Here is a 22,462-nt window from a genome sequence, read left to right as displayed (position 1 = left end):
GTAAACAATAAAAATTGTTTACGATTTTTTTTAGTTTATTTTTTAATTTTTCTCTCATAACGTGTGTAGTAAAGGAAAGCAACTAGTCCAGAAAGGACAGGACCAGATATCATCCAGAGAGCATTACTTAATGTATCGCTGATAACAGTGAAAATAATTCCAAAGGCTAAAACTAACCAGACGACAATAGTAATAATATTTGTAAGTGTTCTATTCTTATAAACTTCAAAAGGTCGATTTAAGTCTTGACGTTTTTTAAAGAATGGAAATGCACCAATTAAAAATAGATAAGGTACAGAAGTTGAGATATTTCCCATTAACGTTAATTTTGAATAGAATAATGTTGAATTTGAACCTCCAAATGAAACAGCCATGATAATGACAATAACGACGGCAGCTTGAATCCACATTGCAAATTCAGGCATACTATGCTTATTTAATTTCGTCATTTTTGCTGGCCAGATATCCTTAGGTGTTCCAAGAATAAATGATTTGAGTGGTGAGTAAATCAAGACGAAGAATGCACCTGTATAAGCCATGAACATACTTAAACCAGTAATTCTAGCAAGTGTATGACCAAAAATTGTCGAAGCACTTGCGCTCATACCAAAGCTTTGACCTGCAAAATTACCTAAGTTTTCCATCAATATGTAAGAGATGTTACCTAAGTTGGCATTTTGACCACCAAGTTTACTCCAGTTTGTACTAACACCCCAGAAGAAGATTGAGATTGAGTAAGCAAAAAGAATTAATAAAGTGGAAATGATTAAACCCTTTGGAAAATTTTTCTTAGGATTTCTAATACTATCTGTAACACCACTAACTGATTCCATACCACCGTATGCAAAGATGGCAAAAACAATAAATGAAATTAGGGCGATAGGTGATTGATAGCTAGGATTTCTAGAAGTTATAATACTTGTCATACCATGCCATGGTTCTTGGAGTGCACCATGATTAACAATTAAAATAACAATACTTAATAGTAAAAAGATAGCATTTAAACCTAAAATAGCAATACCACCAACTGAAGAAATCTTGGCAATACTACTGATACCTCGACTAGCGACAAAGGTAACTAGCACAATCCAAAGAATTGCAAGAATACCGATAGTTTGTGTTGAAGATAGGCCAAAGATAGCCCAAGATTGTGTTTGATCACTTCCAGAAAAAATTGTTGAAAGTGGAATCCAAACTTTAGATGCAATTGATACCATCCAGACAATCCATGCAAAAAGCCAAATAAATGTTCCTGTGAAAGCAAGTTTGGGGCCAATTGATTCAGCTAACCAAGAATAAATGCCACCTTTTGATTCATTTAAAGCTGAACCATATTCTGCAAACATCAAAGCAGTTGGTAAGAAAAAGAAGAATGCTGCTAAAACGTACCAGATAATACTAGCGTAACCCATTTGAATAAAGGCGACGGGAGTATTTGCAAATCCAAAAATAGTTGTAAAAATCATTAAAATGAAACTTGTTAGGGAAATTTTCTTTTGTTTGTCCATAAGACTTTTGTAATTCCTTTCGGTTTCTTATATTTATAAGTTTTGGTCAGTTTTAAAATTTAATGGTGATAGGTCAGTTGATAATGTAATTAGCTGACTAATTAAGGCCTTAACCTTGATTTCAGCAGCTTCAGTAATTTTTAGATTTTCTTCAGTTAAAAAATCTGTTAGGTCTGTACCACTTTTAGAAATTGCCTCTGTTTGAATCCGTTTTACGGAGGCATTGAATTGGATAATTAAATCTTTTTGGAGATCTTTCAGTAATGAGCTAAATTCTAAGTAATGTGAATCAACCAAAATACCTAATTGTTTATATAACCAGTAAGCAGATTTGTCATCATATACATCGGTACCAATTTTATAATTCTCCGGTGTATCCGTAATACCAGCAAAGAAAGGTACATAAGCACTTTGAGCCGTAACACCCATTGATAGCCAATGGATACCACCAATTTCAAAAGGTAAATCAGGTCTAATTTGTAAAATATGAGACTCTTGTGTTTTTGCTAAACTAATGGGTCTGAATTTATGTTTATCACTGATTGAACCAGTTCCAATCGGATCATATTGAGTTCCTTGGAAATGTGAGCCAAGAATTTGTTCTAAATCTTCACGTTGAATTAAATGATCAGCCTGACGAATGAACGGTAAATTCATACTCATAGGATCTTGTGAAGCAACTGATGGTGTTAAAAGTAATTGGCCATACCAAACTCTTGGTGTGCTGTAAATGGCATCAGATTGATCATGAGTTCCAAAGATATCTCTAAAATTAAATGAATCTTTTTGGTTATTTAAATGATTATCAGAAACAAATTTCTGAATACCAGAACTAAACATAAAATTAGCGGAATCAGTAAAGTTAATTTCTTGAATAGCTAGTTGGTTGGCAACAACTGCATAAGAATCATCCGGAATACGTTGCGCAACCCAATGGTGACCGGTTGCAATTTCCATATACCAAACATCTTTTTGATCAGAGAACAAGACACCATTTGTTTCACTTGAACCGTATTTTTCTACTAATGATCCAAGGTAACTAACACCTTCTTTTGCGGAGTGAATATAGGGAAGAGTAATTGTTACAATTGCTTCCTCACCAATTCCGTTTTCAGTTAGTAAGGGATCGTAACTGAGAACCCGGCTATTAGCGTATGCACTTTCAGTAGCGCTCATAGCCACACCATATTCATTAAAGCCATCTTCTTCAAAAACACCAAATTTTGGTGTCCATTCAGGAGTAGCTGAATATTTACCACGAATTTTTGGTAATGGCATTTTAAAGTGATTATCTGGTGATTCAAATAAAGGTGATTGTTCAAATTCTGTATGAGCATGAATAACAAAATGTTTTGGCCATGCTGTTTTTGCATCTTCATTACGGCCAATAAAAGTCGACCCATCTGCAGTTGCTTTAGAACCAGCTAAAACACTTGTACATGCTGAAAAATTAAAAGGGTCTGTCGTCATGGATATTTCTCCTCCCAGTAAATAAATTTAGATATTACCATTTTATCATTTAATTGCTATTTTTAAACGCCATTTGTAAATAAATATTCGTATTTAACCGGTTACGCTGTATAAGGTTAGTTTAATAGAAATTTAAAATGAGAGATTACTCATTTTATTAATATTATTGTTTAATAAAAGGTAAAATGAAAAGAGTCACATATAATAGGAGGGAGATTTATGAAGTTATCAATTTCTGATAAAAATAAACGACTAGTTATAATTGTATTTTCGGGATTATTAATTGCATTATCCCTTAATTTCTTTCTGATTCCAGGAAATATTTTTGGAGCTGGTGCCAATGGTATTGCCCAATTACTTTCTGCTATTTTTTATGATCTATTTCATATTAAAATTGGTACTGGATATCTAATTATGTTAATAAATATTCCAATTGGTATATTAGGCTGGTATAAAGTAGGACGTTCATTTACATATTATAGTGTACTGACCGTCGCTTCTTCATCTCTCTTTACGGTAATTTTACCCGTTCATCAATTATCAACTAATCCATTAATGGCAGCATTATTTGGTGGTGTAATAAGTGGTATTGGGGTTGGATTAGCATTAAAATTTGGTTTTTCAACTGGTGGGATGGATATCATCGCACTTGTTCTAGCTAAAACGACAGGTAAAACAGTCGGTTCATTAATGTTATCAACAAATATGATTATTATTTTAACGGCTGGATTTTATTTCAGTTGGGAAAGTGCTTTGTATACAATTATTTCTAATTATGCTATGTCTAGAGTTGTCGACGACATCCATACATCGCATCAAAAGTTAACAGCATTTATTGTTACAAAAGAAGCAGATTTAGTTGTTGGAGCGCTCCAAAAATCATTAATTCGTGGAATTACAGTTATTGACTCAAAGGGCGCTTTCTCAAATGAAGAAAGTAAAGTTTTGATGTTAGTTATTACACGTTATGAATTATATAATTTAAAAATGACAATTAGTGATGTTGATCCAAATGCATTTATGAACTTAGTTAATACCGCTGATATTGAAGGCAATTTCCTAAACTCAGACCAACAAGAATTATTAAGAAAAGGGCAATCAACTAAATAAAAAGGAGATTCGTTATGCCAATTATAAATATTGATTTAATTGAAGGTCGTTCACAAGAACAACTTAAAAATTTAGTTAAAGATGTGACTGAAGCTGTTTCAAAAAATACTGGTGCACCTACAGAGCATATCCATGTAATTTTAAATGAAATGCGTAAAGATCGTTATAGTGTCGGTGGTATTCTAAAAAGCGACGAAAAATAAATATCATTAAATATGACTTCTGGTATATTCCAGAAGTCATTTTTTATAAAAAAATAACAGACCATTACTGATCTGTTACTAATTAACGATTATTTAGCTAAATTTAAATAATTTTTTAAGTAATGAGCAAGCCCATTTTCTTGGTTATTTAAAGAGGTAACATCATTGGCTAGACCTCTAATTTCAGAAGTACCATTTTTCATTGCCACACCCCAGCCAGCATATGAAAGCATTTCTTTATCATTACTTTCATCACCAAAAGCAACGATATCTTTTTGAGAGATACCATAGTAATCTGCTAGATAAGAAACACCAATTGCTTTTTGAATCCCTTTTGAAACAACTTCTAGAACAGGTTTTGGTCCGCCCCAAGTGTTGACTTCGATAACATCACCATATTTTTCAAGTAGTCTAGATGTAATTAATTGTTTTTTATCTTGATCGACAAACATCGTAATTGATGTCGGATCATGTTGTAAATTTTGTTTATTAAGAATTTGATTTGATCTTAAAACTTGTGGGAAAAAGCCTTTCACTAGCTGACTTGCATTGTCAGCCAATAACATATTTTTTCCTTCGGCTGCTAACATGTTAATACCTAATTCTTTTCTAGCGTTAAGAATATCAAAAACAATATCTCGATTAATTGTATATTCGTATGATTTATCCCAATTTTTATGTGGAATATGTGCCAGGGCACCATTAAAATTAATCATTGGAGTTGTTAACCCTAATGAATCATAAATTTGTTTTGAGATACGATATGGGCGTCCCGTTACAATACTGACAATGTGTCCTTCAGCTGTTGCTTGAGTAAGTACTTTTTTTGTTGTTGAACTAACTTCTGCATTATTATTTAAAGTTGTGCCATCTAAATCAATTGTAATTAACTTTTTGTTCATCGTTATTGTTCCTCCATCAACTTAACTTATGTGTAGTAAGATTTACAGTTTTTTATCTTAGTTAGTTCAGGATAGCATTTGAGTATGCAGTATTCAAACGTATTTAACCTTTTTTTATCTATTGTTATAAAATCGTATCTTTAATTTAATCCGGCTTCATAGTAACTTTGGCGCCGTATAACATTATTTTTTAGAAAAAGTAAAGAGTTCAGTAACATTAAAACAATAGATTGCAATGCTAAAATAGAAACGATAAACTAGTAATATTAGCTATTCAAGAGAGGATTAATCCTATGAGTGAAAGACGAAGTGCAGAAATAATTAAGCAAGATATTTTGACACATTTAGAAAAAGTGATGGATCCTGAATTGGATATGGATATTATTAATTTAGGTTTAGTATATGAGATTGAATTAGACAATGACAATAATTGTAATGTACAAATGACTTTAACCACTATGGGTTGCCCGTTAACAGGTGTTCTATCTGATTTAGTCGAAGATGCGTTAAAGCCAGTGCTAGAAATAAAAAAAGTAACTGTACAATTTATATGGAGTCCAGCCTGGTCAATTGAACGTATGTCTAGGTATGCAAAAATGGCACTCGGTGTCCATTAAAAGTTAGGGGGAAATTAAATTGATGATGCGAAGAAGATACATATTTATAGTAGCTATCTTACTACTTACATTCTTTACCACATTTTTATTTTTTAAGATGCAGGAAAAAGATTTAATCACAAAATTAGATAATCATAATCTATCTAAAAATGCATATGTTCTTAAAACAAAAGAACAAAATTTAGATAAATATAATACAACGTTAGCAAAATCAGAAAAAATTTCTGATTTTCAAATTCATTATCAAGTAAAAAACAAAAAAAATATTTCTTATTTTTATGCGAAGGGTAGTTATGATAAGCCACCAATGGTTTCTGGAACTTTTTTCTCAAATAATGATTTTTTATCTGAAGTTCCGGTAGCAGTAGTTGGTCGAAATATTGAAAAAAAATTATACTCGCCATTTCATCAGCAGTATTATAAATTAAATGGGCAATACGTTTCTGTCATCGGTATTATGGGTGATAAATACAATTCTGAGTTGGATAATCAAATTTTTATTGCAATGTCAACTGCAGACATAAGTAAATTGAAGGCAAATAATACAAATATTATTCTTGATTCAAAGCATGTCGTGACTAAGAATGTGTTAACGACCGAATTAACTAATACAACAGTTTCCAAACAGGTTAATGATAATTTAATTTTAACTAATAACTCATGGATTAGTCGACATTGGCAACAAGCGGTGGGCTTAATGGCTGTTATTGCTAGTGTTATGGTCGCAACTTATATTTGGATTGTTGGTGTTAGTAAACAAATTCGTAATCAGAAATTTATCAAACAATCAAAAAAAGTTATTATTTGGAATAACTTGCTAATTTACATGGGATCATTCTTAGTTGGTGGCTTAATAGGAACTGCGATTGGTCAGTCACAATTTTCGATTAAAACAAATATGATAGCTCTGTATGAGTTCGAAGGTACTCTATTTATCGTTGCTTCCGTTGTTTTCTACTTTGTTATCCGTAGAAGAGTTAATAAACGTAATAATTAATAAAAACGCCAAATCAGTTAGATTCATTATCTAACTGATTTGGCGTTTTTTATGTAAACATGATTATATTTGATTTTTAAAATTTTGTAACTCAGGTGATAAAATCATTCTAATTTTTGTTAAATCACTTAAATTTTTGGTGCCAAGTAACAGCATAAGCATGTTAATTTTTGATTGATAATCTGATATGGTATTTGTTAGCGCATCTTGACCTTGTTTATTGAGAATGTGTAAGAATGCACCAGAGATACCAACACTTTTAGCGCCTAAAGCGAGACATTTAACAATATCTAATGGGGTACGAATACCACCAGAGGCAAAAATTGTTAAGCCTGTTTGCAGAGATTTTGTATCAATGAGACTTTCAGCTGTAGTTAAGCCCCAATCCTCTAGAAAGGAGAAATCTTTAGCATGTCTACGTTCGTTTTCAATCATGGCAAAATTTGTGCCGCCACGACCAGAAATATCAACATAACGTACACCAATATCAGCTAATTGTTGAACCGTTTTATGAGACATCCCAAAACCAACTTCTTTAACAATAATGGGTACTTCAAGCTTATTTACGATTGTTTCAATATTCTTCAACCAATAAAACTCACGTTCACCTTCTGGCATAATAATTTCTTGAGCGGCATTAATATGAATTTGTAGGGCGTTTGCTTCAATCATATCAACGGCTCTTTTTGACTGATCTAGTGTTGCATTGGCGCTTAAATTAGAAAAAATGAGACCATTTGGATTCTTTTCACGAAGTATTTTAAATGTATGAGCCTTAGAAGGGTCTTTTAAGGCGATACTTTGAGAACCTGTCGCGATTGGTGTATTTGTGATAGCTGCAACTTCGGCTAATTGTTGATTTAAAATACCCGTTTGTTCACTGCCACCAGTCATAGCATTAATATAAAAGGGCGATTGAAACGAGAAATTTGGAAGCTCAACGCTAGATTGAATATCATTAATAGAAAGTTCAGGTAAATTTGAAGGAATAAGCTTGATCTCATTCAATTGATTTTTTGATTCCGTATTGAATAATTTTTCGGCGATAAATACGTGTTCATCTTTTCTGTGACTTTGAATTAAATTATCGTCTTTAATCATAAAAAACTCCTTATCCTATAAGGTCACTTTGATATCCAAAGGTTGAATATCATTTTGTGCCCAATCTTTAAATAATTCAGTACGATTTGTTTCAGAGGTTGCTAATGCAATACCGCAATCACCACCGCCAGCACCTGATGTTTTTGCGGCAGCATGTTGGGATTCTGATAAATTACAAAGGGAAGTTAATGATTCGGTTTCAATTATTACCTGACTAGCATCGGCTAATTGTTGTAAAATCATTCGATTATTTGTAATTTCTTGTTGAATAATGATGGAATTGTTTAATTTAAAGCCATCAATCATTGCAGTGACACATTTTTTTGAATCTTCTAAAAATTCAGAGTAAGTCTTTTTTTGTTTTGCTTTAAAAAGGGCCATCTTATCAACAAAAATGGAAGTTGAAGCTGGAGAGCCAGTCCAACCGATTAATAATTCTAAATCTTTAGGTTGCGGTAGGCGTTGGACAGAAAGCATAGGCCAATCCATAGATAAAAGTTCGGTTAGTGGCGTACCTTGTCTCATAATTTTTAACCATTCTCGATCAAATGAATAATAAGCAATCCATCCGCCATAAACACTAGCGGCAATATCTCCGAGTGAACCATTTCCTTGAACATCTAGGTGAGCCATTGCTGATAATTTAAATAGAGCGTTATCCGTTAATTTTAAATTATAAAATTGTGAAACGGCACGAACGGTTGCTACGGTAACCGCAGCAGAACTGCCCAAACCATATTTTTTACCATCAGTACTATCTAAATCACTATCAATATTGACATGATAATTAACCATCTGTTTTCCGATGGATTGTGCATATAATTCGGTTAAATGAATCGCCGATAATATGTAGTGAAAGGGGTTATCTCGATTATCAAAAATAATTTTTGTCCCTTGACGATACCAAGATAAAGAATTTTCTTGGTATTGTTTAGATGAAATACTACCTGTTTCTTTACTCTTTTTAATTGTTACAGTTACAAACTGATCAATAGCAACAATAATTGCTGGTGATCCAGGTTCAACAATTGCGTATTCTCCTGCAATATAAAGTTTTCCTGGTGCTTTAGCGGTGATCAAATAGCTCAATTCCTTTCAATATGGATAACACTAAATAAGTGTCGCTCCAGGTCCAGGCTTGGCAACCAAAAGATTTTTTGCACCAAAAAGTGGACTTAATTTATTTAAAATATAAGGTGTTTCAGTTTTGGAACAAATTATTTTAACATTTGGACCAGCATCCATTGTGAAGTAACAGGTAATACCTTCTTGACGCAAGTCACGAATAGCATCCATAGCACGTATGCTGTCAGGATTAAAATAAGTAAAGCTGGGATTAGCGCTTAAAGTTGTTGCGTGCATTTTCATTGCATTATTTTCAGCAATTTGACCAACTTTTTCGAGGTTTTTCTCTATAATAGCCTTTTTCATATCAATTAAATCACGTTCAGAAGATTTAACCCATTCATTGTAGAAAGGTGATGTGTCCACGGAATGTTGCATTCCAGAACGAGAATCAATCGCTTTTTCATGACTATTAATCATAATAGCAATCATTTGAAGATCCCAATCAATCGTTTCTTCAATCGGTATAGCAAAGGAGTCTTCATCATTGTGACCTTTTTCCCATTCAACTAGGCCACCAAAAATAGAGCGACTAGCTGAACCAGAACCACGACGTGCTAATCGTGATAAATCGCGTTTATTTAAATTTAAACCAATTGCTTGACTAGCAGCAAGCGCAAGTGCAGCATATGCGCTCGCTGATGACGCAAGTCCTGCTGAAGTTGGAACGTGATTTATTGATTCTACTTTAGCGTAAATATTTTTTTGTGCTTGATTACGAACAATATCTAAAAAGGCTGATACTTTGTTATCCTTTTTTTGTTTAGAATTTAGAAAGAAGGTATCTTCAGTTAGCGTATCGTCAAAAGTTACCGTAGTATCGGTATAAAAATGATCTAACGTTAAGGATAGGCTATTGTTGTAAGGAATAATTAAATCTTTATTTTGTTTACCCCAGTATTTAATGAGTGCAATATTAGTATGGGCGCGAGCTGAAATTTTATTTTTCAATATGTTGTGACTCCTTTTTAAGGGGTTGAATCCAAGTTGCAATGGCACCATTACGATTTAAGAGATGGCTTAGATTTAAAGCTTCTTCGGGTGTTTTAACTAGGGCTATCATACAGCCACCGCCACCACCACCGGTAAGTTTGGCACCTAAAGCGCCATTTTCTAGACTTGTTTTGACAAGTGCATCTAATTTGGGATGACTAACACCTAAAGATTTTAGTAAATGATGAGCCCTAGATAATGTGTGTCCTAAACTTATAGCATCATCTGTCGCAATTTGTGCCTTAGCCATACTTGTTAATTGACCAAGTTCGGAAATTATTTTTTCAGTAACGTCAGGACTTGATAAGACGCGATCACGAACTTGACCAACAGTTAAACCCGTTTGGCCCTTGATTCCCGTATCAGCAATCACTAAGGTTGCCTCTATGTTTAATGGGACAGGGTAAGCCTCTTGGTGCTTAATGAACCAAATGGGATCGCGGCTACTGGTTGTTGCGGCATCGATACCACTTGGAGAACCATGTGTGGTTGTTTCAGCGATATTGGCAATAAGTAGAAGTTCATCGCGTTCGATTTTCGTATCAAAAAAAGCGTACAAACTTCGAATTATGGCAATAACTGTGGCAGCGGAAGAACCCATCCCTCGTTCAGATGGGATGTCACTTTCAATCGTTAATTTAAATGATTGATGTCGTTTATTCAATGATTTTAAAATGTACTGGATAACTTGCTTAATGCCACGCATATTCATGGGAACATTTTTCAGTTCACCACTATAAAAACGACTTGTGATCCATTGTTTATCTGCCATTGCTTCCGTTAAAACTGATATTTTAACATTTGGTAAAGGGAGGGCAATAGCGGGTTGGCTATAAACAACAGAGTGTTCGCCGATTAATATAATTTTAGCATGGCTAGTACCAAGAAATTTTGCTTCTGTATTATCTGACAAATTGTTCAAAAAAAGAGTCCTCTCTAGATGAATTTACTTCCATTATCATACCTTAAAATTGTCGTTATAGCTATAATGGACTGGATGAACTTTGAGAATTTATAATGATTTAGTTTTTGGCATATGATTCTTTAATCAATATGGTAAAATAAACATAAATGCGTTAACTTAAAAAGACTGGTGATAAACTTCAATGAATAAAAATACGATTTATGCTGTAGTGGATATTGAAACGACGGGAACAAATCTTAAAAGTGGCGATCGAATGATCCAATTTGGTTGCGTTTTAGTTCAAAAAAATCAAATAATAAATTCTTTCTCGTTTGATATTAATCCTGGTATGGCAATTCCGAAAGTTATTACAGAATTAACAGGGATTACAAACCGTCAAATCAGAAAGGCTGCCTATTTTGAAGACGTCGCCGCAACGATTTACGCGATTCTCCAAGATACAGTTTTTGTTGCGCATAATATTAACTTTGATTTGCCATTTATCAATAGTGAGTTAGAAAGAGTTGGCTATCCTGCATTATCAATAAAAGGTGTCGATACTGTACAGCTTAGTCAAATCTTATTGCCAACAGCACCCAGTTTTAAATTAAAAGATCTGAGTCGATATTTGAATCTGACTCACGAAAATCCGCATCATGCCGATAGTGATGCCCATGTGACAGCTGAGTTATTTATCTTCTTATTAACTCGACTAGAAACGATTCCAAGAGAAACCTTATTTGAAATAAATCGTTTAAGTTCATTTTTATTAAGAAATACAAATGAATTATTTTCTGATGCGTACAGTGATAAAAATAGAAGACAGGAAAGACTACCAGATCATCTATACATTGTTGGAGGGATTGTCCTTCAACGTAGGAAACAAGATACATTTAATTTAACGAATTATGTTTATCCTGAAGCAGAAGTAGATAAGAAAAAAATATTTGAAAAACAATTAAGTTGGCGACCTGAACAAGCAAAGATGATGGACCTTATTTCTGAACATTTAAAAAGTGGAAATCGAACATTAATTATTGAGGCTCCTACAGGAATCGGTAAAACATTAGGTTATTTAATTCCAGCAGCTTATCATGCTCAAAATCGCAAACAAATTGTGATTAGTAGTGCGACAACATTACTTCAAACCCAGTTGATGAATCAGGCATTACCGTTACTTAACAAATTATTGCCTTTTCAAACAGCTGCAGTAAATTTGAAGGGCAGTAACCATTATATAAATTTAGCGGCGTTTAAAAAAGAATTAACACAAAAAGAAACCTCTGGACAGATAGCTTTAATGAAAATACGTATCTTAGTATGGCTGACAATGACTAAAACTGGTGAACTTGATGAATTAAAACTTTCAAGTTATCAAAATCCCATTTTTAATCAAATTGAACATCAAGGGGTTGGGAGTTTAGTATTAACTGATCAATTTTTTGAAGTTGACTTTATTAATACGTTATATAAACAAGTTGAATCGTCAGCAATTATTTTTACAAATCATGCTTTTTTAATGAAGCATCCTGGTTTATTTAACTCAGATCGTACAAAACTTGCGCCTGAATTAATTGTAGATGAAGCACAGCATCTTGCTGATGTTGCTCTACAGTCAAATAAAGGACGCATTCGATTCTGGAAAATTATTAATATGTGTGATTCATTATTGACTAGCATACAAAGTTCACAAAAATTTTCTTTTAATGACTTAATGGCAATTAATTTCTTAACAGCTAGTGAAAACAATCAATTATTAACAGAAATTAGGAAATTACGGGAATCAGTTGAGTTACTCATCAGACAATTTTCAAGAGAATATGGTCGACAAATTAGTAGGAATTCAGCAGCAAAAAATGAAACGACCGGAAAAGCAATTATTTTAAAATCAACTGAGCTAATTGGATTGATTAATCGAAATAAAATTATGCTTGAATCTGTTTTAAAAGTGATAACTGTTTTAAAAAGAGATGATGCCATTTTACGAGATCGTTATATCGCTGCAAAAAGCCAACAAAATATCGGCCAAGATGAGCAACAGCTTTTGAATCGTGTTCATAACTTTTTTAAGCAATTATTTGCAGAAACTGAGGGCTGGACTATATTTGAACAAAATCAAGACAAGCTAAATGAAAAGGTGCTTTGGTTAAGTTTTCCGATTAACGGACAAACAGACAAAATGCAATTTGAATTTAGTTTATCAGATGCAACTCATTTTCTTTCTGAAGTAATTTATCGGCACTTTAATCACCTGACGTTTACTGGGGCGACTTTGTTACTACCAGGTAATCCTGATTACATTATTGATCAGCTAGATATACAAGATGATAATTACAAAATCAAAAAATTAGGGAGTCCTTTTGATTATAGTAACCAAGCTAAATTGTATGTAGCAAGTGATGCTTTTGATGTTCGATCATCAAAAGAGCTTTATGAATCTTACTTGGCTGATTCAGTTTATGAGATTATAAAATCACAACGTAAACAAACGTTAATTTTATTTAATTCGCTTGATACGATAGCAAATGTTTATGGGTTATTAACAAAAAGAGGGTTACATCTTGATCGTGAACTTTTAGTTCAGGGTGTTACAGGACGGCCTGAAAAATTAAAAAAACGATTTTTATTAGGTAAAGACGCTATTTTAATGGGTACTGGTAGTTTCTGGGAAGGCGTTGACTTACCAAATGATAGATTAGAACTTTTAATTGTGACGCGGTTACCATTTGAGTCTCCAGAGTCGTTAAATGTAAAGGCGAAAGAAAAAGAGTTTGAAGGTCAAGGTAGGGATGTATTCAGTGAGTATTCACTGCCTAGAGCAACAATGAAGCTTAAACAAGGGTTTGGACGCTTAATTCGGACGTCAACCGATAAAGGGGCAATGATTGCATTGGACAATCGATTGATAAATCAAAGTTATGGTAAAAAAATGATTGAAGTATTGCCGGATGAATTACAACTTATAAATGAACCATTGGCAGATATTATTATTGATTTAAAGACGTTTTTATCTAATTCTGATAGTTAATCAGAATTAGATAATGTCTGTTATAATATGACCGTATAAAACTAAGACAGGAGAAAAATTGATCATGCGAAGATCCCCCAAAAAATCAAAAAACATCGTTTTTCTTTCGATACTTGGTACGATATTAGTTATTGTGGTAAGTGCTTTTATTTTATATAATCGCGCAAAATCACCGATGGCTACAGCTGAAAAAGAAGCTGTTACAATTGCTAAAAAATACGCAAAACTAGATAAAGAAACAGCATTTTATAGATATAATAGGGATGCAACTTATTTTACAGTTGCAGGGACAACAAAAGCTAATAAAAGAATTTATGTGATTGTTGCTCAAAAAGGTGGAAAAGTTAAAGTCTTATCACAATCAAATGGTAAGACAAAAAATGATATTTTAACTTATATCTGGAATGAAAAAAAACCTAGTAAAATATTGAATGTCGGACTTGGTATATACAACGGTGTACCTGCATGGGAAGTGAGTTATTTGAACAAGAAAAAAGCTCTTTGTTATGAAACACTGCAGTTCTCAAATGGTAAAGTTTTAAAATCCGTTGAAAATATATAATTGTCTTATGGACTAATATATCTGACTAATGATATTATAAAAGGAATGAAATCGATCTAGCAACTAGGACCGTAATGAGGAGGAAGTTTATTGAAAACAATTAGTATAATTGATGCTAAAAACCATGTAGACGAAGAAGTAAAAATCGGTGTTTGGCTTACTAATAAAAGATCAAGTGGTAAGATTGCATTTTTACAATTACGAGATGGAAGTGCCTTTTTCCAAGGTGTCGTGATAAAAAGTAATGTCAGTGAAGAAACTTTTGAAATGGCAAAAGAGTTACATCAGGAATCTAGCCTTTACGTTATTGGTGAGATTCATGAAGATAAACGCTCACCATTTGGCTATGAAATTGAAGTTAAATCACTTGAATTAGTTGGTGATAGTCAAGATTATCCAATTACACCTAAAGATCATGGAACAGAATTTTTGATGGATCATCGTCATTTATGGTTACGTTCAACGAAACCATATGCAGTTATGCAAATTAGAAATGAAATTATTCGCGCAACATATGAATTTTTCAATAAAGAAGGTTTTATAAAGATTGATGCGCCTATCTTAACTGGTAGTGCACCAGAAGGTACAACTGAACTTTTCCATACTAAATATTTTGACAAAGATGCCTATTTGTCACAATCAGGTCAATTGTATGAAGAAGCTGGGGCAATGGCCTTTGGTAAAGTATTCTCATTTGGACCAACTTTTAGAGCTGAAAAATCTAAGACAAGACGCCATTTAATTGAATTTTGGATGATTGAACCCGAAATGGCATTTATGCACCAAGAACAAAGTCTTGAAGTACAAGAACAATATATTGCGTTCTTAGTACAAAATGTTTTAGATAACTGTGACTATGCTTTAGATATTCTCGAAAGAGATAAAGAAGTCTTAAAAAGTTATACAAAAACACCATTCCCTAAAATTTCTTATGATGAAGCCGTCGAATTATTACAAAATTCTGGTGAATTTCCTGATACTAAATGGGGTGATGATTTTGGATCTCCTGAAGAAACTTATTTGGCAGAACATTTCAGTATGCCAGTATTCGTTTTAAACTATCCTAAAGCAATTAAACCATTTTACATGAAACCACATCCAACGAGAGAAGACGTCGTTATTTGTGCTGACTTATTAGCTCCTGAAGGTTACGGCGAAATTATTGGTGGTTCAGAACGTGAAACTGATGTAGATAACTTAATAGCACAAATTAAAAAAGCTGGATTGAACGAAAAAGATTACGAATGGTATTTAGATTTAAGAAGATATGGTAGTGTTCCTCATTCAGGATTTGGTCTTGGATTAGAACGCGCAACAACTTGGATTACAGGTGAAGAACATATACGTGAGGCTATTCCATTCCCACGTCTATTAAACCGTATTTACCCATAAAAAAGTAGAGAAAAAGAACCTTTAAACGAAATTGTTTAAGGTTCTTTTCTTAATTAAGGAGGCATTTTCGTTATGGATGCATTTATGAGTCAATTTTTAGAAGCAGGGGAAACCCATGTGTCTAATTTAATTTTACGGAATTATCGAAAAATTGGATTATCAAGTGATGAATTAATTTTCTTAATCCATCTATTAAGCTTTAATCAAGCAGGTAATAAATTTCCAGATACAAATCAAATTGCCAGTCAAATGGGCGTGACGGCCCAGGAAACCTATACATTACTGCAGAAATTAATCGAAAAAAAAGTTATTTCTATCAAAACAATTGATGATTCAAATGGGTACAGCACCGATCAATTTGATTTTAGTGTGTTATATGAAAAATTAAATAATTTAAGTCATAGGACACAAGAAAAGGTTGAAGTTGTTAAGAGTAATAATTCTCGAAAAGAGGTTTATGAAAAAATTGAAGTTGAATTTGGAAGACCTTTATCACCAATGGAATTAGAAAGTATTAGCATGTGGATTGATCAAGACCACTATATTCCAGAACTAATTTTGATGGCGTTGAAAGAAGCTGTCCTTAATCAGGCATACAGTTTAAAATATATGGATAGAATTTTACTAAATTGGGAAAAGAAGCATATAAAAACAAGTCAAGACATAAAAAAAGATAAAGAAAAAAGACAACAACAGAACTTTTCAAATAATGTGAAGAATAATGACAATACAAAAGAATCTAATGATAAACCGGAAATACCCCTATATCATTGGTCAAATTAATGAAATAAATAAAAACCTGGCGATATTCAGAATTTTAACTGAATATCGCCAGGTTTTTATTTAACGAGTAGCAGACGAAACGGCTTTACTGCTGTCTGCTTTAGATGAAGCACTTGAACTAATAGCGGAGCTAGAACTACTAGATGAACTAGAACTTTCTGAAGAACTAGAACTACTTGAACTAGAAGAACTGCTTGAACTAGATTCTTCTGAAGAACTAGAACTATTTGATATCTTAGGAACTGAATATGAACTGCTATCTGCTGTTGTTGTTTCTGCAGTAGATGAATCTGTTAATGATAATTCGCCATTTTTCAGATAAACGTCAGAAGGTTTTGTCCAATCCGTATTTGAAACTGATTGGGAAACGTACTGCATTAAGTTTTTATAAATACCTACAGCTAGATGTTGAGAATTAACATCTAAGTAGTTATTTGCGACTAATGGTGAATCATAACCTGTCCAAACTGCAATTGAGTAATTTGAAGTATAGCCGGAAAATAATGAATCCATAACTGCGCTAGATGGAAATTTAGAAGCAACATTTGATGGATAATCAGTAGTACCGGTTTTACCCGCTTGGTAAAGACCCGGTATTTGAGCTGCCGTACCTGTACCATTAGAACTATTAATAACACCTTTTAGCATATCAGTAATCATATAAGCAGTTGATGTTTTCATTGCTCTAGTACCTGAGCTAGAATAATTTTCAACTGTACCATCTTTTCTTTCAATTTCTGAAATATAAGTCCCTTTGTGATAAGTTCCACCATTTGCAAATGCTGCATAGGCTTCTGCATTTTGAGTCGTTGACATGTTTGCACCGATACCAGATGAGTAAGTATCAACTTGATCCTTAGAGACACCAAGTTTTTTGACGAATCCTTGGGCTTTTGATAATCCAACCGCTTCAAGTGTCCGAATAGCAGGGATATTACGTGATTGAATCAAAGCATTTCGCATTGTCATTGTTCCAAGATAGCTATTATCAAAATCATTTAATTGTTTTGTAGTAGCATCAGGGTAGTAATATTTTGTATCGCTAACTTTTTGATTAGTTGGGTAGTCTAGATATTCAATAGCAGGACCGTAATCCATAATAGGTTTCATGGTTGAACCGTTGCTTCGACTAGTTGCGACAGCCCGATTATACCCGAAAGTAACATTTGTTTGTTTACGGCCACCAATCATAGCTGAAATAGCGCCAGTTTTTGAATCAACCATGGTAACAGCTAATTGCATTTTACTGTCAGGATAGACCACATAGTTATTTGTATTAGCTATATCATAAAGTCGTTTCTGAGCATCCAAATCTAAGTTTGTACGAATCTTAAGACTACTGTTATAAGGATCAAAACCTTTATCTTTAACAGACTGAATAACTTCTTTTAAATAGGAATCAGAAATTTTTGCATTATAAGTATCTTTTTCGGCAGAATGTGATGTTCTTAGGCCTGAAGTAATTGGTGTCGCTTTAGCTGTACTTGCTTCGCTTGCCGAAATTTTGTTATTTGCTAACATTGCATCAATAACTTCATTACGTCGTTCCTTTGCGTATTCTGGATGCGCGTAAGGATTATAAGAAGATGGGGCATTAGGAATACCAGCAATTAACGCGATTTGTTCTGTATTTAATTTATTCAATTTTTTACCGAAATAGTAATTTGCAGCAGTTTGCATCCCGTAAATACCATTTCCCATAAAGACTTTGTTAGCATAGAACGTTAAAATCTGAGATTTACTGTATTTACGCTCTACTTGTAATGCTAGCCATGCTTCTTGCGCTTTTCGTTTTATTGTTTGATCAGATGCTTTTGTCGAAAAGACAGATAATTTAATAAGTTGTTGTGTTAAAGTACTACCACCTTGAAGACCAGCTGATCCACCAGTGATATTTGACAAGGCTGCACCTACAATTCGCACAGGATCAACGCCATTATGTTTATAGAAACGTTTATCTTCGATTGAAACAATGGCATCTTTTAATAGTTGCGGCATGTCAGACGATTCAGCGTAGACTCTTGAAGTTCCTAAGGTAGTGATGATTTCATCATTCTTTGCATAAATGACACTTGCAGGGGTACTTTCAAGACTACTTGATGTTATTTTTGGTGAATCTTTGGCGTAATAGAAAAATAAACTGATACTAGCAATTACGCCAATAACGAATAGAGCAAGTAAGCTCAAAAAAATACGTTTAAAAAGTTTACCTTTACTATTTTTACCTTTGTTGCCTTTTTTGTTAGTGCTTATTTCTTGTTCGCGTCGCGCAACACGAGTAGTACCTTTATTATCAGCTGTTGCCATAAATAAAATTCTCCTTTAATTATATAAAGCCTTAATTATAGATGCTCTATCATTTTATCAACGTATTTTAAATAGGGAATGACCGGATTTAAAGTATATTGTATCTCGAATCCTTCAGTTTGGACTGTTTTCAATGGAATTGATTTACGACCATTAACACTCTGCTTATCCCAGTAAGTAAATAGCGTTTTTGATGGTAGTAAGTAGACCTTACCTAAGGTTGTGAACTTCATTATAACAAAACTAATTCCTCTTTGTAATACACATGATTTCATATGGTTAATTTGGTGCTCATGAAAATTACTTAACGGAAATGAAGTTTTATTTTTAGTTTCTTTAGCTTCAAAATCTAAATAGTGGCCATCGTATATGCCATTGTAGTCAGTTGTTGACGCAGTTTGAAAGTAAGCTTCTTTAATAACAGCTGCACTTCGTTTAGGATAATCAACTTTTACAATTTGAATAGGCGTTGGTTTTTTGTGAATGACAGCCATATTATGAGCAAGGTAAAATGCGTTGCTTACGTTGATATCATCCTCTAATGACATCCCCCGTTTACCAAACAACAGCATATTTGACTTTTTTTGCGTATTTAAAGGTGATTGTTCATAAAGTTTTCCATTAGGATAATTAATACTCACAGTTATTTCACGCTCCAATCTAAAATATTATAACAATAAGTGATATAATTTAATAGCTTTAAAGGATTTGGTAACATATTCTTAATATAAGAAAGGAATATTTAATCAATTATGAAGCGTTTATGGGTGACTGGTTATAGAACATACGAATTAGGTATTTTTAATGAAAATGATCTTAAAATAAAAATCATTAAAAGCGCAATTAAAAAAAATATTATTAATGAAATAGAAAATGGATTGAAGTGGGTTATAACTGGCCCTCAGCTTGGTGTTGAGCAATGGACGGCACAAATTTGCCTAGATATACAAAATGAATATCCTGATTTCAAGGTATCAGTTATGCTACCATTCAAAGAGTTTGGTAATAATTGGAAAGATGATAAAAAATTAGTTTTAAATCAAATATTAAATGATGTAGATTTTTCTGATTATGTTAGTAAGGATACCTATCAGTCGCCACAGCAATTAAAAAATTATCAAACTTTTATGATAGAACACACAGATGGCGCGTTATTACTTTATGATTCAGAAAATGAAGGCAAAACAAAATTTGATTTATTAAAAATAAAGCAAACTAAAGAAGTGAAAAACTATGCATTACGTATGATAGATTTTATGGAATTAGAAGATATTGCAAACGAAATGGAAGAGGAACAAAATAATCATTTGAATTATTAAATAATTCTGCTATAATAAACAGGTATTAACATTATTTATGAGAAATTAGTGATGAGGTGTACGAATATGACGGATGTTAATTTTGTACCTAAAGATATCTTACAAAAACATTTTGAAACAAAAATGCGTGGATATGATTCTAAAGAAGTTGACGAATTTCTTGACGATGTTATTAAAGATTATGAAACCTTTGATAAGAAAGTCAAAAAACTTCAAGAAGAAAATGATCGTTTAATTGCTCAAGTCGACGAACTTACAAAACAGGTTACTGTTGGTAAAAGTTCACAGACGACCCAAACAACATCTACAACTTCAAATATGGATATTCTTAAACGATTATCTAATTTGGAACGTCGTGTGTTTGGTGCACAGTTAGATGAGAATGAAAATTCTAGAAATCAATTTTAAATTAATTGAATGATGTAATATAGATTCAGTGTAAATTTCGGGTAATTGCGGTCTATTAAGTTAGGCTGAGGAAAGTCCATGCTTGCACAAGCTGAGATGCTTGTAGTGTTCGTGCTTGGTGAAAAAATAAGCCAAGGTACCTTCGGGTAACGGCGGATAAAATGACTAAGGCTTCGGCTATGTCAAAGTAATCTGTAAAGTGCCACAGAGACGATACAATATTGGAAACGGTATTGCTGGAACGCGGTAAACCCCACGAGTAGGCAACCCAAACTTTGGTAGGGGCGCTTCATGACGGAAATGAACAAATCATGGGGGCAGATAATATCTGGAGATAGATGATTACCACTGATTTCATCGCCTGAGATGGATGACGTACAAAACATGGCTTATAGAAATTTACATGATTTCAGGATGAACTAGGATGAAGAATTTTCTTTTATCCTAGTTTTTTTATTAAAAAAATTAAATTATAGTGAAGGTGCAAAATGGAAACTTTTAAATTATTGGCAACCGCAGCTAGCGGTATTGAGTCAATTGTTGGAAACGAACTTAAACATATGGGTTATGATGTTCAAGTAGAAAATAGTCGTGTCCGCTTCGAAGGAACAATGGAAGATGTTATTAATACAAACCTATGGTTGAGAACCGCAGATCGCGTTAAAATCATTGTTGGTGAGTTTACGGCTACGACTTTTGACGATTTATTTGAACAAACAAAAGCAATCTCTTGGGATAAGTTTTTACCATTAGATGCGGAATTCCCTGTTCAAGGAAAATCTCAAAAATCAACACTCTATAGTGTTCCAGATGCCCAAGCAATCGTGAAAAAAGCAATTGTTGATCAATTAAGTGATGTCTATCACCGTACAACACGCTTACCAGAGACGGGTTCAAAATATCCATTGGAAGTTGCTATTAATAAAGATAACGTCTTATTGACACTTGATACAACGGGTAGCAGTTTATTTAAACGTGGTTATCGTGTTGAAAAGGGTTATGCTCCTTTAAAAGAAAATATGGCAGCTGCGTTAGTTATGTTAACTAATTGGTATCCAGAAAAACCTTTTGTTGATCCAGTATGTGGTTCAGGAACAATCCCAATTGAAGCTGCATTAATGGGACATAATATTGCACCTGGTATCGGTCGTTATTTTGTATTCGAAGATTGGGATTTTGTTGAAAAAGGACTATTTGATCGTTTAAGAGAAAAAGCAAAAGGTGAAGCAAATCTTGATGTAGTATTAGATATAGCAGGTTATGATATTGATGCTGGCATGATTGAAATTGCTAAAAAGAATGCCGCTGAAGCTGGCGTCTTGGATAGTATTGAATTCAAGCAACTTGCTGCAAAAGATTTTACAACAGAAAAAGAAAATGGTGTTTTAGTCGCTAACCCACCATACGGTGAACGATTGAGCGATACTGAATCTGTACGTGTTTTATACAAACAGATGGGTGTTGTTTATAAACAAATGCCTACTTGGAGTAAATATATCTTAACAAGTGACTTAACTTTTGAAGAATATTATGGTTCAAGAGCATCTAAAAAACGTAAGCTATATAATGGCTCATTGAGAACGGATTATTTCCAATATTGGGGTAAACGTAAACCAAGAGCATAATAAATAATAAGTTTAAAAGCTATCTAATCAACGATTAGGTAGCTTTTTTTATTTAAGATAAAAAAAATAAGTGTTATCTCTTTACTTATTAATAGTAAGTGATATACT

At 33.2% G+C, this 22,462-nt stretch carries 20 protein-coding genes and 1 other RNA gene; 12 read left to right on the top strand and 9 right to left on the bottom strand.

Annotated features, from left to right (window positions below; translation table 11 throughout):
* Positions 1–35 precede the first annotated feature (35 nt).
* Together yjeM and AC1RPK_RS02695 are read right to left on the bottom strand one after the other, a co-directional pair.
* Complete coding sequence (yjeM, locus tag AC1RPK_RS02700; protein ID WP_481761280.1) at positions 36–1,508, bottom strand: glutamate/gamma-aminobutyrate family transporter YjeM; 1,473 nt, start codon at positions 1,506–1,508, stop codon at positions 36–38.
* Between the two features lie 33 nt (positions 1,509–1,541).
* Positions 1,542–2,978 carry a C69 family dipeptidase gene (locus AC1RPK_RS02695; protein ID WP_481761281.1) on the bottom strand — a complete coding sequence of 479 codons (1,437 nt, stop codon included), beginning with the start codon at positions 2,976–2,978 and terminating at the stop codon, positions 1,542–1,544.
* A gap of 219 nt (positions 2,979–3,197) precedes the next feature.
* Between AC1RPK_RS02695 and AC1RPK_RS02690 the strand changes: the two genes are divergently transcribed.
* Both AC1RPK_RS02690 and AC1RPK_RS02685 read left to right on the top strand, forming a co-directional pair.
* Entirely contained in the window at positions 3,198–4,088 is an 891-nt protein-coding gene (locus AC1RPK_RS02690) for a YitT family protein (RefSeq protein ID WP_409022584.1), read from the top strand.
* Between the two features lie 14 nt (positions 4,089–4,102).
* On the top strand, positions 4,103–4,291 hold the full coding sequence (locus tag AC1RPK_RS02685) for a 2-hydroxymuconate tautomerase (RefSeq protein WP_481761282.1): 189 nt from the start codon (positions 4,103–4,105) through the stop codon (positions 4,289–4,291).
* Positions 4,292–4,380: 89 nt separating this feature from the next.
* Here the strand turns inward: AC1RPK_RS02685 and AC1RPK_RS02680 are convergent, their stop codons facing one another.
* Positions 4,381–5,193, bottom strand: a complete 813-nt coding sequence (locus AC1RPK_RS02680) for a Cof-type HAD-IIB family hydrolase (RefSeq protein ID WP_409022582.1) — start codon at positions 5,191–5,193, stop codon at positions 4,381–4,383.
* 293 nt (positions 5,194–5,486) lie between these two features.
* On the opposite strand from AC1RPK_RS02680, the gene AC1RPK_RS02675 reads away from it, so the two are divergent.
* The gene (locus AC1RPK_RS02675) at positions 5,487–5,810 is read left to right on the top strand and encodes a metal-sulfur cluster assembly factor (protein WP_481761283.1); all 324 of its coding nucleotides are present in this window, start codon (positions 5,487–5,489) and stop codon (positions 5,808–5,810) included.
* 22 nt (positions 5,811–5,832) lie between these two features.
* Entirely contained in the window at positions 5,833–6,807 is a 975-nt protein-coding gene (locus AC1RPK_RS02670; protein WP_481761284.1) for an ABC transporter permease, read from the top strand.
* Between the two features lie 63 nt (positions 6,808–6,870).
* Here the strand turns inward: AC1RPK_RS02670 and fni are convergent, their stop codons facing one another.
* From fni to mvk, 4 genes are read right to left on the bottom strand one after another with little or no spacing between them, the layout of a single operon-like run.
* Positions 6,871–7,908 carry a type 2 isopentenyl-diphosphate Delta-isomerase gene (fni, locus tag AC1RPK_RS02665; RefSeq protein WP_481761285.1) on the bottom strand — a complete coding sequence of 346 codons (1,038 nt, stop codon included), beginning with the start codon at positions 7,906–7,908 and terminating at the stop codon, positions 6,871–6,873.
* Between the two features lie 15 nt (positions 7,909–7,923).
* Entirely contained in the window at positions 7,924–8,988 is a 1,065-nt protein-coding gene (locus AC1RPK_RS02660; RefSeq protein WP_481761406.1) for a phosphomevalonate kinase, read from the bottom strand.
* 30 nt (positions 8,989–9,018) lie between these two features.
* Positions 9,019–9,984 carry a diphosphomevalonate decarboxylase gene (mvaD, locus tag AC1RPK_RS02655; protein ID WP_481761286.1) on the bottom strand — a complete coding sequence of 322 codons (966 nt, stop codon included), beginning with the start codon at positions 9,982–9,984 and terminating at the stop codon, positions 9,019–9,021.
* Positions 9,974–10,939, bottom strand: a complete 966-nt coding sequence (gene mvk / locus AC1RPK_RS02650) for a mevalonate kinase (protein ID WP_481761287.1) — start codon at positions 10,937–10,939, stop codon at positions 9,974–9,976. The genes mvaD and mvk overlap by 11 nt, the downstream gene beginning before the upstream one ends.
* 193 nt (positions 10,940–11,132) lie before the next feature.
* Here mvk and AC1RPK_RS02645 point away from each other — a divergent pair, with 193 nt between their 5' ends.
* The 4 genes from AC1RPK_RS02645 to AC1RPK_RS02630 all read left to right on the top strand — a co-directional run bounded on the left by AC1RPK_RS02645 (position 11,133) and on the right by AC1RPK_RS02630 (position 16,695).
* Positions 11,133–13,958 carry a helicase C-terminal domain-containing protein gene (locus AC1RPK_RS02645; protein WP_481761288.1) on the top strand — a complete coding sequence of 942 codons (2,826 nt, stop codon included), beginning with the start codon at positions 11,133–11,135 and terminating at the stop codon, positions 13,956–13,958.
* A 64-nt stretch (positions 13,959–14,022) separates the two neighbouring features.
* A complete protein-coding gene (locus AC1RPK_RS02640; protein WP_481761289.1) occupies positions 14,023–14,520 on the top strand; it encodes a cell wall elongation regulator TseB-like domain-containing protein in 498 nt (165 codons plus the stop codon).
* A gap of 90 nt (positions 14,521–14,610) precedes the next feature.
* Entirely contained in the window at positions 14,611–15,912 is a 1,302-nt protein-coding gene (asnS, locus tag AC1RPK_RS02635) for an asparagine--tRNA ligase (protein WP_409022573.1), read from the top strand.
* Positions 15,913–15,984: 72 nt separating this feature from the next.
* Positions 15,985–16,695 (top strand): DnaD domain protein, encoded by a 711-nt coding sequence (locus tag AC1RPK_RS02630; protein WP_481761290.1) that lies wholly within the window; start codon positions 15,985–15,987, stop codon positions 16,693–16,695.
* 60 nt (positions 16,696–16,755) lie between these two features.
* Here AC1RPK_RS02630 and AC1RPK_RS02625 read toward each other — a convergent pair whose 3' ends face one another.
* On the bottom strand, positions 16,756–19,002 hold the full coding sequence (locus tag AC1RPK_RS02625) for a transglycosylase domain-containing protein (protein WP_481761291.1): 2,247 nt from the start codon (positions 19,000–19,002) through the stop codon (positions 16,756–16,758).
* A 35-nt stretch (positions 19,003–19,037) separates the two neighbouring features.
* Entirely contained in the window at positions 19,038–19,643 is a 606-nt protein-coding gene (gene recU / locus AC1RPK_RS02620; RefSeq protein WP_481761292.1) for a Holliday junction resolvase RecU, read from the bottom strand.
* 111 nt (positions 19,644–19,754) lie between these two features.
* Here recU and AC1RPK_RS02615 point away from each other — a divergent pair, with 111 nt between their 5' ends.
* From AC1RPK_RS02615 to AC1RPK_RS02600, 4 genes are all read left to right on the top strand, one after another.
* Positions 19,755–20,321 carry an SLOG family protein gene (locus tag AC1RPK_RS02615; RefSeq protein WP_481761293.1) on the top strand — a complete coding sequence of 189 codons (567 nt, stop codon included), beginning with the start codon at positions 19,755–19,757 and terminating at the stop codon, positions 20,319–20,321.
* Between the two features lie 66 nt (positions 20,322–20,387).
* Positions 20,388–20,729 (top strand): cell division regulator GpsB, encoded by a 342-nt coding sequence (gpsB, locus tag AC1RPK_RS02610; RefSeq protein WP_481761294.1) that lies wholly within the window; start codon positions 20,388–20,390, stop codon positions 20,727–20,729.
* A gap of 33 nt (positions 20,730–20,762) precedes the next feature.
* An RNA gene (gene rnpB, locus AC1RPK_RS02605) (RNase P RNA component class B) lies at positions 20,763–21,126 on the top strand.
* 91 nt (positions 21,127–21,217) lie between these two features.
* The gene (locus AC1RPK_RS02600; RefSeq protein ID WP_409022567.1) at positions 21,218–22,354 is read left to right on the top strand and encodes a THUMP domain-containing class I SAM-dependent RNA methyltransferase; all 1,137 of its coding nucleotides are present in this window, start codon (positions 21,218–21,220) and stop codon (positions 22,352–22,354) included.
* The last annotated feature ends 108 nt before the right edge of the window (positions 22,355–22,462 follow it).

It is taken from the genome of Dellaglioa sp. CoH-55-MRSF-6 (assembly GCF_056782215.1).
Note: the sequence above shows the minus strand (reverse complement) of the source record. Positions and strands in the feature narration are given on the sequence as shown.